Origin of the sequence: Variovorax paradoxus (assembly GCA_016806145.1) — a bacterium.
GTDB lineage: Bacteria > Pseudomonadota > Gammaproteobacteria > Burkholderiales > Burkholderiaceae_C > Variovorax.
Window position 1 is genome coordinate 3,947,362 of sequence record CP063166.1, and the last position, 15,893, is coordinate 3,963,254.

16 protein-coding genes are annotated in these 15,893 nt (G+C 70.1%); 14 read left to right on the forward strand and 2 right to left on the reverse strand.

The genetic code is table 11. The features are described from left to right. Positions 1-33 precede the first annotated feature (33 nt). Complete coding sequence (locus tag INQ48_18580; GenBank protein QRF55409.1) at positions 34-912, reverse strand: LysR family transcriptional regulator; 879 nt, start codon at positions 910-912, stop codon at positions 34-36. A gap of 125 nt (positions 913-1,037) precedes the next feature. Here INQ48_18580 and INQ48_18585 point away from each other — a divergent pair, with 125 nt between their 5' ends. Then, on the forward strand, positions 1,038-1,589 hold the full coding sequence (locus tag INQ48_18585; GenBank protein ID QRF55410.1) for a GNAT family N-acetyltransferase: 552 nt from the start codon (positions 1,038-1,040) through the stop codon (positions 1,587-1,589). A 12-nt stretch (positions 1,590-1,601) separates the two neighbouring features. Further along, entirely contained in the window at positions 1,602-3,101 is a 1,500-nt protein-coding gene (locus INQ48_18590) for an MFS transporter (GenBank protein ID QRF60791.1), read from the forward strand. Here the strand turns inward: INQ48_18590 and INQ48_18595 are convergent. Beyond that, positions 3,077-3,796, reverse strand: coding sequence for a Crp/Fnr family transcriptional regulator (locus INQ48_18595; protein QRF55411.1), 720 nt, complete (start codon positions 3,794-3,796; stop codon positions 3,077-3,079). The genes INQ48_18590 and INQ48_18595 overlap by 25 nt on opposite strands. Positions 3,797-3,968: 172 nt before the next feature. On the opposite strand from INQ48_18595, the gene INQ48_18600 reads away from it, so the two are divergent. The 12 genes from INQ48_18600 (at position 3,969) to INQ48_18655 (ending at position 15,874) form a co-directional block, all read left to right on the forward strand. Continuing rightward, entirely contained in the window at positions 3,969-4,559 is a 591-nt protein-coding gene (locus tag INQ48_18600; protein ID QRF55412.1) for a phosphohydrolase, read from the forward strand. Positions 4,560-4,723: 164 nt separating this feature from the next. Beyond that, a complete protein-coding gene (locus tag INQ48_18605) occupies positions 4,724-5,491 on the forward strand; it encodes a class II aldolase/adducin family protein (protein QRF55413.1) in 768 nt (255 codons plus the stop codon). Between the two features lie 99 nt (positions 5,492-5,590). Beyond that, on the forward strand, positions 5,591-6,469 hold the full coding sequence (locus INQ48_18610) for a bile acid:sodium symporter family protein (protein ID QRF55414.1): 879 nt from the start codon (positions 5,591-5,593) through the stop codon (positions 6,467-6,469). Between the two features lie 7 nt (positions 6,470-6,476). After that, positions 6,477-7,403, forward strand: a complete 927-nt coding sequence (locus INQ48_18615) for a LysR family transcriptional regulator (GenBank protein QRF55415.1) — start codon at positions 6,477-6,479, stop codon at positions 7,401-7,403. Positions 7,404-7,480: 77 nt separating this feature from the next. After that, complete coding sequence (gene tcuA, locus INQ48_18620; protein QRF55416.1) at positions 7,481-8,908, forward strand: FAD-dependent tricarballylate dehydrogenase TcuA; 1,428 nt, start codon at positions 7,481-7,483, stop codon at positions 8,906-8,908. 34 nt (positions 8,909-8,942) lie between these two features. After that, positions 8,943-10,121, forward strand: coding sequence for a tricarballylate utilization 4Fe-4S protein TcuB (gene tcuB / locus INQ48_18625; GenBank protein ID QRF60792.1), 1,179 nt, complete (start codon positions 8,943-8,945; stop codon positions 10,119-10,121). A 34-nt stretch (positions 10,122-10,155) separates the two neighbouring features. Beyond that, positions 10,156-10,944: a class II aldolase/adducin family protein gene (locus INQ48_18630; protein ID QRF55417.1), complete on the forward strand. Its 789-nt coding sequence runs from the start codon at positions 10,156-10,158 to the stop codon at positions 10,942-10,944. A gap of 38 nt (positions 10,945-10,982) precedes the next feature. After that, positions 10,983-11,948 (forward strand): tripartite tricarboxylate transporter substrate binding protein, encoded by a 966-nt coding sequence (locus INQ48_18635; protein ID QRF55418.1) that lies wholly within the window; start codon positions 10,983-10,985, stop codon positions 11,946-11,948. A gap of 13 nt (positions 11,949-11,961) precedes the next feature. After that, the gene (locus INQ48_18640) at positions 11,962-12,861 is read left to right on the forward strand and encodes an amidohydrolase family protein (GenBank protein QRF55419.1); all 900 of its coding nucleotides are present in this window, start codon (positions 11,962-11,964) and stop codon (positions 12,859-12,861) included. Positions 12,862-12,890: 29 nt separating this feature from the next. Continuing rightward, positions 12,891-13,889, forward strand: coding sequence for a tripartite tricarboxylate transporter substrate binding protein (locus INQ48_18645; GenBank protein QRF55420.1), 999 nt, complete (start codon positions 12,891-12,893; stop codon positions 13,887-13,889). Continuing rightward, positions 13,886-14,863, forward strand: a complete 978-nt coding sequence (locus tag INQ48_18650) for a D-2-hydroxyacid dehydrogenase (protein ID QRF55421.1) — start codon at positions 13,886-13,888, stop codon at positions 14,861-14,863. Before INQ48_18645 ends, INQ48_18650 begins: the two co-directional genes overlap by 4 nt. A 36-nt stretch (positions 14,864-14,899) precedes the next feature. Next, entirely contained in the window at positions 14,900-15,874 is a 975-nt protein-coding gene (locus INQ48_18655) for a tripartite tricarboxylate transporter substrate binding protein (GenBank protein QRF55422.1), read from the forward strand. Positions 15,875-15,893: the final 19 nt, after the last annotated feature.

The following is a 15,893-nucleotide window of genomic DNA, read 5'->3' on the forward strand; positions in this document are numbered from 1 at the left end:
TCAAGGAAGGTCCGGGCGGAGCCGCCCGGCGGCTCAGGCCGCGCTGTCGCGCAGCAACTCGGCGAAGCGCTGCTGCACGTAGAGCGCGGTGGCGCCCAGCGGCCGCCCCTGCAGCCACAGCATGCGCACCGACAGCCGCGGCAGCGCCAGCGCGGGGCACGGCAGTTCCTTGAGGGCCTGGCGGTAGCCCTCGTAGTGCGCGATGTTGACGGGCAGCACGGCCCAGCCGAGCTTGTCGGCCACCATCTCGGCCGTGCTGTAGAAGCTGTCGGAGCGCCACACGCGCGGGCTGTAGGCCACCTCGTGCACGTCGTCCGCATGCATCAGCAGCTGCCGGTGGCCGACCAGGTCCTTGCGCCGCACGGTGCGGCCATCGGCGAGCGGATGGTCGACCGCCACGAACACGCCCTGCGGCACGCTGCCGATGCGGCGCAGCTCGAAGCAGGCGCGCGCCGGGCCGCGGTCGAAATGGAAGGCCACGCTCGCACGCTCCTGCTCCACGTAGTCGGCCACCTCGGTGGCGGTGCCGTTGAGCAGCGTGAGCTCGAGGCTCGGGTACTTCACCGAGATCTCTCGCAACAGCGTGGCGATGGCGGTGTAGGGCAGCGCCTCGTCGAAGGCCATCGAGAGCGCGGCCTCGTTGCCGTCGTGCAGCGAGCGCGCGCGCTGGTCGAGCTGCTCGGCCTGGCGCAGCAGCTCGCGCGCCTCGAGCAGCAGCACCTGCCCCGCCTCGGACAGCTGCGCATTGCGCCGCGAGCGGTCGAACAGCGCCACGCCGAGGTCGGCCTCGAGCAGGCCGATGGCGGTGCTCACGGCCGACTGCGCCTTGCCGAGCCGGCGCGCGGCCGCCGAGAACGAACCGCAGTCGGCGGTGGTGACGAACTGGCGCAACTGGTCGACGGTCCACTCCATGGCGCTTGCCTTCTCATCTACTTTTCAGATGGATTTCATCTTTATTCATCCATTCTAGTGAAGCAAGATCGCAGCTCCAGGCGAGGCGATCCCGCCCCCGCCCGGGAAGAAAGAAGTCCGTTCGCATGCCGATCTCCCGTCTCGCGATGCCCCGCATCCCCACCGCTCCCCTCACCCTGAACTGGTGCCACGACCCCGCGCGGGAAGCCGCCATCGCCGCGCTGTTCATGCGCCAGCTGAGCCCGCGCTACATCTCGCATTCCGAGCTGCAGGGCGCGCGCGCCGTCGCGCCCGGCGAATGGCGCCGCGACCTGCCCGACGTGCTGCGCGCCGAACTGCGCGAAACGCTCGCGCTGCCGCCGGCCACGGCCGCTTCGCTGATCGCGACCGCGCATGCCGGCGACGCGCTGGCCGCGATCGCGCTGGTGTCCATCGACGAGGCCCGGCGCGCCGCGCGCGCCTTCGCCACGCTCGACGACCTCGTGGTCGACGCACCGTTCCAGTCGGCCGGCGTCGGCGGCCAGCTGTTCGACTGGGTCTGCGCCGAACTGCGGCAGCGCGGCATCGCGCGCCTGTTCCTCGAGAGCGGCATCGACAACCAGGGCGCGCATCGTTTCTTCGAGGCGCGCGGCTGCATGCCGGTCTCGGTCACGATGCTCAAGGAACTGGAGGCCTGAGCGATGAATACCGTGTTCAGGAAATGGATCACCCTGGTGATCGTCTCGATGGCGCTGCTCTTGATCGTGGTCGACATGACCGTGCTCTACACGGCGCTGCCCACGCTCACGCACGACCTCGCGGCCTCCTCGTCCGAGAAGCTCTGGATCGTCAACGCCTACACGGTGGTGGTGTCGGGCTTCCTGCTCGGCATGGGCGCGCTCGGCGACCGCGTGGGCTACAAGCGCATGTTCCTCGCGGGCCTCGTCGTGTTCGGCGTGGCCTCGCTGTGCGCCGCCTATGCCGGCAGCCCCGGGGCGCTGATCGCGGCGCGCGGCCTGCTCGGCGTGGGCGCCTCGATGATGATGCCGGCCACGCTGGCCATCATCCGGCTCGCGTTCGCGGACGAGCGCGAGCGCGCGGTCGCGATCGGCGTCTGGGCCTCGGTCGCCTCGGGCGGTGCCGCGTTCGGCCCGGTGGTCGGCGGCGTGCTGCTCGAGTACTTCTGGTGGGGCTCCGTGTTCCTCATCAACGTGCCGGTGGTGGTGCTCGCGCTGGTGCTCGGCGCCTGGCTGCTGCCGGCGCGGCGCGCGGGCGCCAGCGTGCACCCGAAGCCCTTCGACGTCGTCGGCTCGGTGCAGGTGTTCGTGGCGCTGGTCTGCCTGGTGCTCGCGATCAAGGAATTCGCCAAGCCCGTGCCCTCGGGCCTCGCGATGGGCATCAGCGCCATCGCGAGCGTGCTGGCCATGGCGCTGTTCGCGCGCCGCCAGCGGCGCAGCGCGAGCCCGCTGGTCGACTTCCGGCTGTTCCGCGACCCGTACTTCTCGGGCGGCGTGATCGCGGCCATCGTGGCTTCGGTGGCGCTGATCGGCGTCGAGCTGGTGTTCAGCCAGCGGCTGCAGCTGGTGAGCGGCCTCTCGCCGCTGCAGGCCGGCCTGACGATCCTGCCGGTGCCGCTCGCCGCCTTCGTGGCGGGGCCGCTCGCGGGCATGCTGCTGCCGCGCACCGGTTCGCGCCCGCTGATCCTTAGCGGCCTGCTGGCCACCGCGCTCTCGCTGTGCGGGCTGGCGCTGGCCGTCGATGCCACGGGCGTGCTCAAGCTCGCGGTGCTGGTGCTGCTGGGCCTGGGCGTGGGCGCGACCATCACGGCGGCCTCGAACGCGATCATGAACAACGCGCCGGCCGAGCATGCGGGCATGGCCGCGTCGATCGAGGAGGTGTCGTACGAACTCGGCGGCGTGCTCGGCATCGCGCTGCTCGGCAGCGTGCTCTCGTCGACCTACACGGCCACGCTGGCCATTCCCGACACGCTGGCGGTGCCGGCCTCGGCGCGCGACGGCATCGATGGCGCGCTGCTCGCGGCCGAGACCTTGCCCGCGCAGATCGGCACGCAGCTCGTGGCACTCGCGCACACGGCCTTCGACCAGGCCTTCTTCGCGGTGATGGCCGTGGCCGTGGCGATCGTCGTCGCGGCGGCCTGTTCGGTGGCGCTGCTGGGCCGGCGCGTTCAGCCGGCGCGCACCAGCTGCTGAAGCGCGTCGAGCGACACCAGCTCGATGCGCCCGTAGCCCAGCGCGACCACGCCCTCGCCCGCCAGCGCATTGAGTTCCTTCGACAGCGTCTGGCGCGTCACGCCGAGCATCATCGCCAGCGCCTCCTGCGGCAGCGCCACGCGCTGGCGCGTCTGCTGCGACTGCGTGGCATCGCCGCGCGCCAGCACCAGCAGGCGGTGCGCGACGCGCGCGCGCAGGCTGCGCAGCGTGGCGTCCTCGGCCAGGCCGTAGAGCATGCGCACGCGCGCGGCCAGCATCGCGGCCATGGCATGGGCGAACACCACGTCGCGCATCAGCTGGCCGAAGGACTGCGGCGAGATCACGAGCAGGTCGAGCGCCTCGAGCGCGGTGGCGTCGTGGGTGCGCGGCGAGCCGTCGATCAGCGTGATCTCGCCGAACCAGTTGCCGGGCTCGAGCACCGCGAGGATCGCCTCGCGGCCGTCCTGCCGCAGCGACGAGATCTTGATGGTGCCCGCGGCCAGCCCGAAGAAGCCGCCATCGGCGATCACCGGATCGCCCTGGCGGAACACCATGGCGCCGCGCCGCAGGTGGATCAGCTCGGCCGCGCCCAGCAGGTTCTCGCGCTGCGCGCGCGGCATGCTCATGAACCAGGGGTTGGACTCCATCGCCGCGCGGTGGGCGGCGGACAGGCGCGGTTTCGTGGGTGCGGGCATGCGGTGTGGCGGTGACGGGAAAAAGGGGGAGGCCGGTGGCACGAGACAAGTCGGCGACAGGCGCGGGCGGGGTTTACCAGCAGCCTCAATTGTCAAATTCTTGACAGTTGAGCGTCAAGCGCAGGTCTACAGTGCCCTCACCCACGAACAAGACCCACCGGAGACGACAACGATGAATGCACGGGCGAGCTTCAAGAGCATGCAGGACAGCACGCGCGAGGACTGGCAACTGATCGGCGGCGAATTCATGCAGTTCACGCGCGGCCTGCCGGAACGCGTGATCAAGCACCTGCAGATCCTCGAGGGCGACTACGGCGGCTTTCCGGTCGACCGCTACACCCACTCGCTGCAGACCGCCACGCGCGCGCTGCGCGACGGCCGCGACGAGGAGTACGTGGTGTGCGCGCTGCTGCACGACATCGGCGACACGCTCGGCACCTTCAACCATCCCGACATCGCCGCCGCGATCCTCAAGCCCTTCGTGAGCGAGGCCAACCACTGGATGGTGCAGAACCACGGCATCTTCCAGGGCCACTACTTCTTCCACCACATCGGCCTGGACCGCGACCTGCGCGACAACTTCAAGGACCATCCCCACTACGAGCGCACGGCCGAGTTCTGCGCGCTCTACGACAACCCGGCCTTCGACCCGAAGGCCGAGACATTGCCGATCGCCGAATTCGAGCCGATGCTGCGGCGCGTGATGGCGCAGCCGAAGCAGAGCATCTACAAGGCGGCGCTGAAGGAGCCGGCTGCGGTTTGATACGCCGTCGAAAGCGGACATCGGGACGCAGAGGACGCGAAGGTTCCGCGAAGAGCGCGAAAAACAAAAAAAATTTTGCTGTCTTCTTTTGCGTCCTTCGCGAAACCTTCGCGCCCTCTGCGTCCGGCTGCCCGAATTCAACAACCTCCCAAGGACATCACCCCATGAATGCCACCACACCAACCGAAGTCCAGAAGCTCGTCTCCGCCGAGGAATGGCAATTGCGCGTCGACCTCGCCGCCTGCTACCGCCTGGTGGCGCTGTACGGCTGGAGCGACCTCGTGTTCACCCACATCAGCGCGCGCGTGCCCGGCCCCGAGCACCACTTCCTGATCAATCCCTACGGCCTGATGTTCGACGAGATCACGGCCTCGAGCCTGGTCAAGGTCGATCAGCAGTGCAACAAGATCATCGACTCGCCCTACCCCGTGAACCCGGCCGGCTTCGTGATCCACAGCGCCGTGCATGCCGCGCGCGAGGACATCCAGTGCGTGCTGCACACGCACACCAAGGCCGGCATCGCCGTCAGCGCGCAGAAGAACGGCGTGCTGCCGATCAGCCAGCAGTCGACCTTCGTGCTGGCCTCGCTGGCCTATCACGACTACGAGGGCGTGGCCTTCCGCGACGACGAGAAGCCGCGGCTGCAAGCCGACATGGGCCACGCCAACTTCCTGATGCTGCGCAACCACGGCCTGCTGACCTGCGGCAAGACCATTGCCGATGCGTTCCTTTCGATGTACACCTTCGAGAACACCTGCCAGATCCAGATCGCGGCCCAGTCGGGCGGCAGCGAACTCACGCAGGTGAACCCGCAGATCATCGAAGGCGTGGGCCAGGCCATGAAGGTGCAAAGCGGCGGCCTCGGCGGCATGTTCGTCTGGCCCTCGCTGATCCGCAAACTCGACCGCATCGACGACAGCTACAAAAACTAAGACGCGTCGATCCCGGTTTCCCAGGCTGCCAGCACCCACGCGACGGGGGCCGGCAGCCATTTTTTTAGATCCAGAAGAACGATTGAGGAGACAAGACCCATGGACGCCACGCTCATCGTGACCCGGTTCCTGTTCGGCGCGCTCGCGCTCGTGATGTTCGGGCTCGGGCTGTCGCTCTCGCTCGACGACTTCCGACGCCTGTTCCGGCATCCGAAGGCCGTGACCATCGCGCTGCTGCTGCAGGTCATCGGCCTGCCGCTGGCCTGCTACGCGATCATCGTGGGCTTCGGGCTCTCGCCGGTGTTCGCGATCGGGCTCATGCTGCTCGCGGCCTCGCCCGGCGGCATCTCGGCCAACCTGTTCTCGCACCTGTTCGGCGGCAACGTGGCCATGAACATCTCGCTCACGGCCGTCAACACGCTGCTGTCGATCGTCACGCTGCCGCTGATCGCCAACTGGGCCATCCACCATTTCGCGCAGAGCGGCCAGGTGGTGCCGCTGCAGACGCGCAAGCTGGTCGAGGTGATCGCCATCGTGCTGATCCCGGTGGCCATCGGCATGTTCGTGGCCTCGCGCCGGCCCGGCTTCGCGGCGCGCATGGAGAAGCCGACCAAGATCTTCAGCGGCGTGGTGCTCGCGGTGGTCACGGTGCTGGCGATCGCGAACGAGTGGAAGACCATGGCCGCCACCTTCGCCGAGATCGGTCTGCCGGTGGTGCTGTTCAACGTGCTGAGCCTGCTCGCGGGCTACTACCTGAGTCGCGCCGCGGGTCTCGAGAAGCCGCTGGCCACCGCCATCAGCTACGAGATCGGCATCCACAACTCCACCCTGGCGATCTTCGTCGCGGTCAGCGTGCTCGGCAGCTTCCAGCTCGCGCTGCCGGCCGCGGTGTATTCGGTGGCGATGTACGTCACCGCCCCGCTGTTCGGATGGTTGCTGCTGCGCCGCGGCGCGAGCGAGGCGGCGCCTGCGCGATGATGCGCGCATGGAACTGAGGCAACTGCGCTACTTCGTCAAGGTCTGCGAACTGCGCAGCATGGGCCGCGCGGCGGTCGAGCTCGGCGTGGTCACCTCGGCGCTGAGCCAGCAGATCAGCCGGCTCGAGAGCGAGCTCGCCACCCGCCTGCTGCAGCGCAGCTCCACCGGCGTGACGCCCACCGATGCCGGCCTGGCCTTCCTGCAGCAGGCCCAGCTCACGCTGCGCCATGCCGACGACGCGGTGCGCGCGGCGCAGCAGGCACGGCTGTCGGGCCACGTGAGCGTGGGCCTCGCGCCCACCACCGCCACCGTGCTCGGCGTGCCGCTGATGCGCGCCATGCAGGAGCGCTATCCCGAGGTGCGGCTGCACATGGTCGAGGCGCTGTCGGGCCATCTCACGACCATGCTGCATGCGCGCCAGCTCGACCTGGCCGTGCTGTTCCAGACCGACACGCCGCGGCGCTGGAGCGTCTCGCCGCTGCTGGCCGAGAAGCTCTTCGTCGTCGCCTCGCCCACGCTCGCCAGGCGCCCCATGGGCACCAAGGTGCGGCTCTCGCAGCTGGCCGAGGTGCCGCTGATCCTGCCGAGCGGCAGCCACGGCCTGCGCGCCACGCTGATGGCGGCCTTCCTGCGCGCGCGCGTGCAGCCGAACATCGTGGCCGAGGTCGACGGCCTCGCGCTGCTGATGGACGCGGTGCGCGCCGGCTACGGCGCCACCGTGCAGCCCGGCGCCGCCACCGCGCGCCACGACCGCGACGACCTCGAGCTCACGCAGATCGCCGATGCCCACGTGGGCCGGCGCAACCTGCTCGTGAGCCTGTCGGACGACGAGCTCTCGCCGGCCGCGCTGGCCACGCGCGTGGTGGTGGCCGACACCGCGCGCAGCCTCGTTCGCGACGGCCGCTGGACGGGTGCAAGTCTTCTCGAAAACTGAACACCCGTTGCCTCATCCGGCCTTTCGCGTGAAGGCCGCGCTGCCTACAGTCTCCTGGATTCCAAGGAGACCCACGAGTGATAGACGTACTGGTTGTCGGCGGCGGCAATGCCGCGCTGTGCGCCGCCCTGATGGCGCGCGAAGCCGGCGCTTCGGTGCTGCTGCTGGAGGCCTCGCCCAAAGAATGGCGCGGCGGCAATTCGCAGCACACCCGCAACCTGCGCTGCATGCACGACGCGCCGCAGGACGTGCTGGTCGATGCCTACCCTGAAGAGGAGTACTGGCAGGACCTGCTGAAGGTGACGGGCGGCCTCACCGACGAGCACCTCGCGCGGCTGGTGATCCGCGCCTCGTCGAACTGCCGCGACTGGATGCGCAGCCACGGCGTGCACTTCCAGCCGCCGCTGTCGGGCGCACTGCACGTGGCGCGCACCAATGCCTTCTTCATGGGCGGCGGCAAGGCGCTGGTCAATGCCTATTTCCGCAGCGCCGAAAGGCTCGGCGTGCAGATCCGCTACGACACGCCCGTGGCCTCGGTCGAGCTCGACGGCGAGCGCTTCGTGGCCGTGCGCACCGAGGCCGGCGAACGCATCGCGGCCAAGAGCTGCGTGCTCGCGGCCGGCGGCTTCGAGTCGAACCGCGAATGGCTGCGCGAGGCCTGGGGCCAGAACGAGCGCGGCGAATGGCCGGCCGACAACTTCCTGATCCGCGGCACGCGCTTCAACCAGGGCGTGCTGCTCAAGCACATGATCGCCGCGGGCGCCGACAGCATCGGCGATCCTTCGCAGGGCCACATGGTCGCCATCGACGCGCGCGCGCCGCTCTACGACGGCGGCATCTGCACGCGCATCGATTGCGTCTCGCTCGGCGTGGTGGTCAACCGCGAAGCCCGGCGCTTCTACGACGAGGGCGAGGACTTCTGGCCCAAGCGCTATGCGATCTGGGGACGGCTGGTGGCGCAGCAACCGGGGCAGATCGCCTGGTCGATCATCGACCAGAAGGCGGTCGGGCGCTTCATGCCGCCGGTGTTCACCGGCACGCAGGCGAACACGCTCGGCGAACTCGCGCAGAAGATCGGCCTGGACGAAGCCACCTTCGTGCGCACCGTGCAGGATTACAACGCCGCCTGCCGCGTCGGCCGCTTCGACCACACCGCGCTCGACGACTGCCACACCGAGGGCCTCGCGCCGGCCAAGACGCACTGGGCGCGCCCGCTCGACACCGCGCCCTTCTATGCCTACCCCGTGCGCCCCGGCATCACCTTCACCTACCTGGGCCTGAAGGTGGACGAGACCGCGGCCGTGCGCTTCGGCGGCCGGCCCAGCCCCAACCTGTTCGTGGCCGGCGAAATGATGGCCGGCAACGTGCTCGGCAAGGGCTACACGGCGGGCGTCGGCATGAGCATCGGCACGGCCTTCGGCCGCATCGCCGGCACGCAGGCAGCGAAGGCCGCCAAGAACATTTCGAAGAATTTCCCGGAGACCTCTCTTGCAGCAGCTCACTGATCTCGTCGCACGCGCGCGTGCCGATGCGGACGGCATCGGCGCCACCCCGTCGCGCGTGATCCCGATCCAGCCCGCCCTTCCGCTGACCGCGCCCGAGGGCGAGGTCGCGCGCATCCTGCAGATCTGCAACGCCTGCCGCTACTGCGAGGGCTTCTGCGCCGTGTTCCCCGCGATGACGCGGCGGCTCGAGTTCGGCAAGGCCGACACGCACTACCTGGCCAACCTCTGCCACAACTGCGGCGCCTGCCTGCATGCCTGCCAGTACGCGCCGCCGCACGAGTTCGCGGTCAACGTGCCGCAGGCCATGGCCCAGGTGCGCATGCAGACCTACCACGACTACGCCTGGCCCGCCGCGATGGGCTCGCTCTACGAGAAGGCCGGGCTCACGGTCGCGCTGGCCCTGGCCGGCGGCCTCGCGCTGTTCCTGGTGCTCGCGGTCGCGATGAGCGGCTCGCTGCTGCACGAGCCGCTGGCCGGCAACTTCTACGCGATCTTCCCGCACAACTTCCTCGCGCTGCTGTTCGGCGCGGTGTCGCTGTTCGTGCTGCTCGCGCTGACGCTGGGCGTGCGGCGCTTCTGGCGCGAGGTCTCGCCCGCCAACGACCCCGGCAACGCGCCGGCCATGGCGGGCGTGCGCGGGCCCGCGAGCGCGGAGGCGGCGCACGACGCGCTGCGCCTGAAGTACCTCGGCGGCGGCCACGGCGAAGGCTGCAACAACGAGGACGACCGCTTCACGCTGTGGCGCCGGCGCTTCCACCACTTCACCTTCTACGGCTTCATGCTGTGCTTCGCCTCGACCTGCGTGGCCACGCTCTACCACTACCTGTTCGACCTGCATGCGCCCTATGCGCTGACCAGCCTGCCGGTGCTGCTGGGCACCGCCGGCGGCATCGGCCTGGTGGTCGGCCCGATCGGCCTCTTGTGGCTCAACCTGCGGCGCGACCCGGCCCATGGCGACGTCGCGCAGCGGCCCATGGACCGCGGCTTCATCGCGCTGCTGCTGCTGACCAGCCTCACCGGCCTGGCGCTGCTGGCCTGGCGCGACACGCGGTTCATGGCGCTGCTGCTGGCCGTGCACCTGGGCGTGGTGATGGCGCTGTTCCTCACGCTGCCCTACGGCAAGTTCGCGCACGGCATCTTCCGCTGCGCAGCGCTCTTGAAGTTCGCGATCGAGAAGCGCCTGCCCAGCCGCCTGCAGCTCGGCGCCGACTGAACCCCCACCCGATATCGAAGAAAGGACCCGTGCGATGACCAACCCTGGCGTGCTCCAGATCCCCTCCATGAAGGACCAGTGCTCCCCCGCCGAATGGCAGGCGCGCATCGACCTCGCCGCCTGCTATCGGCTGGTCGACCTCTACGGCATGTCCGACATGATGGCCAACCACATCTCGTCGCACGTGCCCGGCGAGAAGGGCGCGTTCCTCATCAACCCCTACGGGATGATGTACGAGGAGATCACGGCCTCGAGCCTGATCAAGGTCGACCAGGACGGCAACATCCTGTCCTCGCCCGACTTCGGCGAGCTGAACTACGGCATCAACAAGGCCGGCTACGTGATCCACAGCGCGGTGCATGCCGCGCGGCCCGACGTGGCCTGCGTGATCCACACCCACAGCTGGGCCTCGATGGCGGTGTCCTCCCTCGAATGCGGGCTGCTGCCGCTCACGCAGACCGCGATGCGCTTCCTCAAGATCGGCTACCACGACTACCAGGGCGTGGTGCTCGACACCGCCGAGCAGGCTTCGCTGCTGGAAGACCTGGGCGACAGCGAGGCCGTGATCTTCCGCAACCACGGCGCGCTGGTGGTGGGCCGCAGCGTGGGCGAGGCCTTCAACTGGATGCACCGGCTCGAGCTGGCCTGCCGCGCGCAGATCGGCGCGATGTCGTGCAACACGCCGCTCAAGGCCGTGCCGCAGAGCGTGCTCGAGGAGACCTGGAACAACTACCAGCCCGGCACGCGCCGCCCCTACGGGCTCATGGAATGGCCCGCGCTGCTGCGCAAGCTCGACCGCATGGATCCGGGCTTCCGCGACTGAACCCCCCGCCTCCCCCAGAAGAACCAAGACGACTCCCGATGAAAAGAAGACTGTTCCCCGCCGTGCTGGCGCTGCTCGCCGCGGCCATGGCCGTTCCCGCCTTCGCGCAGAAATTCCCGCAGAAGCCCGTCACGCTGGTCGTGCCCTTCGCGCCCGGCGGCAACCTCGACGTGGTCGCGCGCACGCTCGCGCCCGCGCTCGGCCAGATCCTGGGCCAGTCGGTGATCGTGGACAACCGCGCCGGTGCGGGCGGTGCCATCGGCGCCTCGTACGTGGCACGCGCGCAGCCCGACGGCTACACGCTGCTGGTCAGCACGCCCAATGCGCTGGTGGTGCTGCCGCTGATGACGAAGACCACCTACGCACTCGACAACTTCGCGCCCATCGGCCTCGCCGCCACCACGCCGCTGGTGATCGCGGTGCGCGGCCAGGGCCCGTACAAGGACATCGAGGGCCTGCTCGCGGCCGCGCGCGGCAAGCCCGGCCAGGTCACGGCCGGCCATGCGGGCCCGGGCACCACCAACCACATCGCGCTGCTGCAGCTCGAGCAGGCCGGCAAGCTGAGCCTCAACACCGTGCCCTACAAGGGCTCGGCCCCGGCGCTCACCGACCTGCTGGGCGGCCAGATCGACCTGGTGGTGGACCAGCTCACGAGCTCGGCCGCCCACATCCAGTCGGGCATGCTGCGCGCGGTGGCCGTGATGTCGAAGGAGCGCGACCCCGCGCTGCCGAACGTGCCGACCCTGCGCGAGGCCGGCCTCAAGGACTTCGATGCCACCACCGCCACCGGCCTGCTCGCGCCGGCCGGCACGCCACCCGACGTGGTGCAGGCGCTCAATGCCGCGCTGCGCAAGGCGCTGGCCGACGAGAACGTGAAGCGCCGCCTGATCTCCGTCGGCAGCCCCGGCCAGGCCTCCTCGCCCGAGGAATGGCTCGCGACGCTGAAGAAGGAAGACGCGGGCGCCCGCCTGCTCGCGAAGAGCGGCAAGCTCAAGGTCGACTGAGGAGGCACGCCGCATGACCCGCCCCTGCCTGCCTCCGCACGATGCCTTCGCACCCGTGGCCTTCGCGCCGCCGCCCGGCGCCTGCGACAGCCATGCCCACGTCTTCGGTCCCTACGCACGCTTTCCGCTCGCCGAGGACCGCAGCTACACGCCCGCCGAATACCCGGGCGCGGCCTTCATCGCGCACCTCGACCGGCTCGGCCTCGCGCGCGGCGTGCTGGTGACCGGCAGCGCGAGCGGCACCGACAACGGCGCGGTGCTCGCGGCGCTCTCGCAGTACCCCGAGCGCCTGCGCGGCATCGCCGTGCCGCGCGCCGACACCGGCGATGCAGAACTCGACCGCTGGCATGCGGCGGGCATCCGCGGCGTGCGCTTCAACCTGTTCCAGCGCGACGGCCATGCGGTCTACCGCAACGGCGTGGGCATCGAGGTGCTGGAAGCGCTCGCGCCGCGCCTCGCGGAACGCGGCTGGCATGCGCAGATCTGGATCCACGCACCCGACCTGGTCGAACTCGCGCCGCGCCTGCTGCGCCTGGGCCTGCCACTGGTGATCGACCACATGGGCCGCATGGCGGCCGCGCGCGGCATCGAGGACCCGGGCTTCCGCACGCTGTGCCGGCTGCTGGCCGACGGCAAGGCCTGGACCAAGATCTCGGGCGCCGACCGCAACACCGGCCTGGGCCCGCCCTACGCCGACATCGATCCCTTCGCCGAGGCGCTGCTGCGGGCCAATGCCGAGCGCGTGGTGTGGGGCAGCGACTGGCCGCACATCAATTACTTCGAGGCCGCGCAGGTACCCGACGACGGCGCCCTGCTGAACCTGCTGGCGCGCTGGCTGCCCGACGCGGCGCAGCGCCGGCGCGTGCTGGTCGACAACCCGGCCGCGCTGTACGACTTTCCCCCGCCCGTGTAGAGCCCACCCACCCTCCGAGGATCACAAGAATGAAACGAGACAAGCCCTCCCTCCTGCCGCGACCGCTCCTGGGCCTGGCCGCGGCCCTGCTGCTGGCCGCGGGCCTCGGCGCCGCGCCGCGCGCGCAGGCGCAGGCCGCCTATCCCGCCAAGCCCGTGCGCGTGGTCGTCGCCTTCACCGCGGGCGGCACCACCGACATCCTCGCGCGCGCCGTCACGCAACAGATGTCCGAGAAGCTCGGCCAGCCCTTCGTGATCGACAACAAGCCCGGCGGCGGCGGCAACATCGGCACCGAGTTCGTGGTGCGCGCGCCGGCCGACGGCTACACCCTGATCGTCAACTCGGTGGGCCCGATGGCCGTCAACCAGACGCTCTACAAGAGCCTGCCCTACGACCCGCTGCGCGACCTCGTGCCCGTGGTGCAGATCGCCGACGTGCCCAACGTGCTGGTGGTGAATCCCGAGGTGCCCGCGAAGACGCTCGAGGAGTTCATCGCCTACGCCAAGGCCAACCCCAACAAGCTCAACTACGGCTCGACCGGCATCGGCACCTCCTCGCACCTGTCGAGCTACATGCTCGGCAAGCGCATCGGCGCCGACACGCTGCACGTGCCCTACAAGGGCGCCAACGCGCTCACCGACCTGCTCGCGGGGCGCATCCAGTTCATGTTCGCGACCATTCCCTCGGTGATCCCGCACATCCGCGCGGGCAAGCTGCGCGCGATCGCGGTCAGCAGCCTCAAGCGCTCGCGCTCGCTGCCCGACGTGCCGACCGTGGCCGAGAAGGGCTTTGGCGATTTCTCGGCCGGCTCCTGGTTCGGCTTCTTCGCGCCCAAGGGCACGCCCGCGCCGGTGATCGCGCTGCTCAACAAATCGGTCAACGACGCGCTGCCCTCGCTCGAAGCGCAGATGATCCGCGAGGGCGCCGACCCGGTGGGCGGCACGCCCGAGCAGTTCGGCAAGTTCACGCGGCAGGAGTACGAGAAATGGAAGAGCATCGTTCGCGAGTCGGGCGCAACGGCCGAATGAGCGGGCCGCTGCGCATCCTGATGACGGAAGCCGCCGCGCTTCAGGCCGGCACCGGCCTGGCCGAGGCATTGGCCGGCCGCGCGCACCTGGTGGTGGCCGAGGGCGACGATGCCGACGTGGCCTTCGTCTCGCGCGACGTCACGGGCCTGTCGACCAAGCACGAACTGCTGCCGCATACCCTGCGCTTCCACGATGCGCTGCGCCATGCGCCCTCGCTGCGCTGGGTGCATGCCCATTCCTCGGGCGCCGACCGGCCCGTGTACGGCGAGCTGCGCGCGCGCGGCGTCGAGGTGACGACCTCCTCGGGCGCCAACGCGGGCGTGGTGGTGCAGACCGCGCTGGCCGGCGTGCTGATGCTCGCGCGGCGCTTTCCGCAACTGCTCGCGGCGCAGCGCGAGAAGACCTGGGCGCCGCTCGTGGGCAGCGGGCTGCCGCGCGACCTCGCGGGCCAGACCGCGGTGATCGTGGGCTGGGGACCGATCGGTCAGGGCCTGGGCGCGCTGCTGTCGGCGCTCGGGCTGCGCGTGGTCTCGGTGCGCAGCAGCGCCGACGCAGCGCTCGCGCCCGCCGTCGAGAGCGTGCGCTTCGAGGACATCGGCCGGGTGCTGCCGCGCGCCGACTGGCTGCTGCTCGCCTGCCCGCTGACCGAACGCACGCGCGGGCTCGTCGATGCGGCCGCGCTCGCGCTGCTGCCACCGGGCGCGCGACTCGTGAACGTCGCGCGCGGCGAGGTGGTCGACGAAGCCGCGCTGATCGAGGCGCTGCGCGGCGGCGCGCTCGCGGGCGCCTACCTCGACGTGTTCGCGCACGAGCCGCTGCCCGCCGACTCGCCGCTGTGGTCGCTGCCGAACGTCATCGTCACGCCCCACACCGCCGGCCATTCGGACGGCAACGAGGCGCGCGTGGCCGCCCTCTTCCTCGACAACCTGCGCCGCTGGAACGCCGGCCTGCCGCTGCGCAACCGCGTGGCCTGACCACCCTCTTCACAACAACACCAAGACCCTGCGACCATGAAAAGACAAGCCTTCCTCCGCACCGCCCTCGCGACCCTGCTGCTCGGCGCGGGCACCCTGCCCGCCTTCGCCGCCGACTGGCCGAGCAAGCCCATCACCCTCGTCGTGCCCTTCGTGGCCGGCGGCACCACCGACATCGTCGCGCGCACCGTGGGGCAGAAGCTCTCGGAATCGCTCAAGCAGCCGGTGATCGTCGACAACCGCGGCGGCGCGGGCGGCACCGTGGGCGCGACCATCGCGGCCAAGGCGCCGGCCGACGGCTACACGCTGTTCCTCGCGACCATCGCGCATTCGATCGCGCCGGGCCTCTACAAGAAGCTGGCCTACGACTTCCAGCGCGACTTCGACCCCGTGGCGCTGGTGGCCTCCACGCCCAACGTGCTGATCGTCAACGACAAGGTGCCCGCGAAGACCGTGGCCGAACTCGTGGCCTACATCAAGGCCCATCCCGGCAAGGTCAATTTCGGCTCGGCCGGCAACGGCAGCACCGAGCACATCTCGGGCGAACTGTTCCGCTCGATGACGAAGACCGAGATCGTGCACGTGCCCTACAAGGGTGGCGCGCCGATGATGGCCGACCTGATGGGCGGCCAGATCCAGATGGCGATCGAGACCAGCCCCTCGGCCTCGCCGCACGTCAAGGCCGGCAAGGTGCATGCGCTGGCCGTCACCACCAAGGCGCGTTCGCCCGCCTACCCCGGCGTGCCCACGCTCGACGAGGCCGGCCTCAAGGGCTACGACATGACGACCTGGTTCGCGCTCATGGCGCCGCACGGCACGCCGCCCGAGATCGTGCAGCGGCTCAACACCGAACTCGCGCGCGCGCTGCAGCAACCCGACGTCGTGAAGCGCTTCGAGGAACAGGGCGTGACGGCCGGGAACATGAAGCCCGCCGAGCTCGCGGCCTTCATCGGCAGCGAGACCACCAAGTGGGTCAAGGTGGCGAAGGAGTCGGGCGCGACGGCCGAATAGCCCGGGCCTGCGCGGGCAG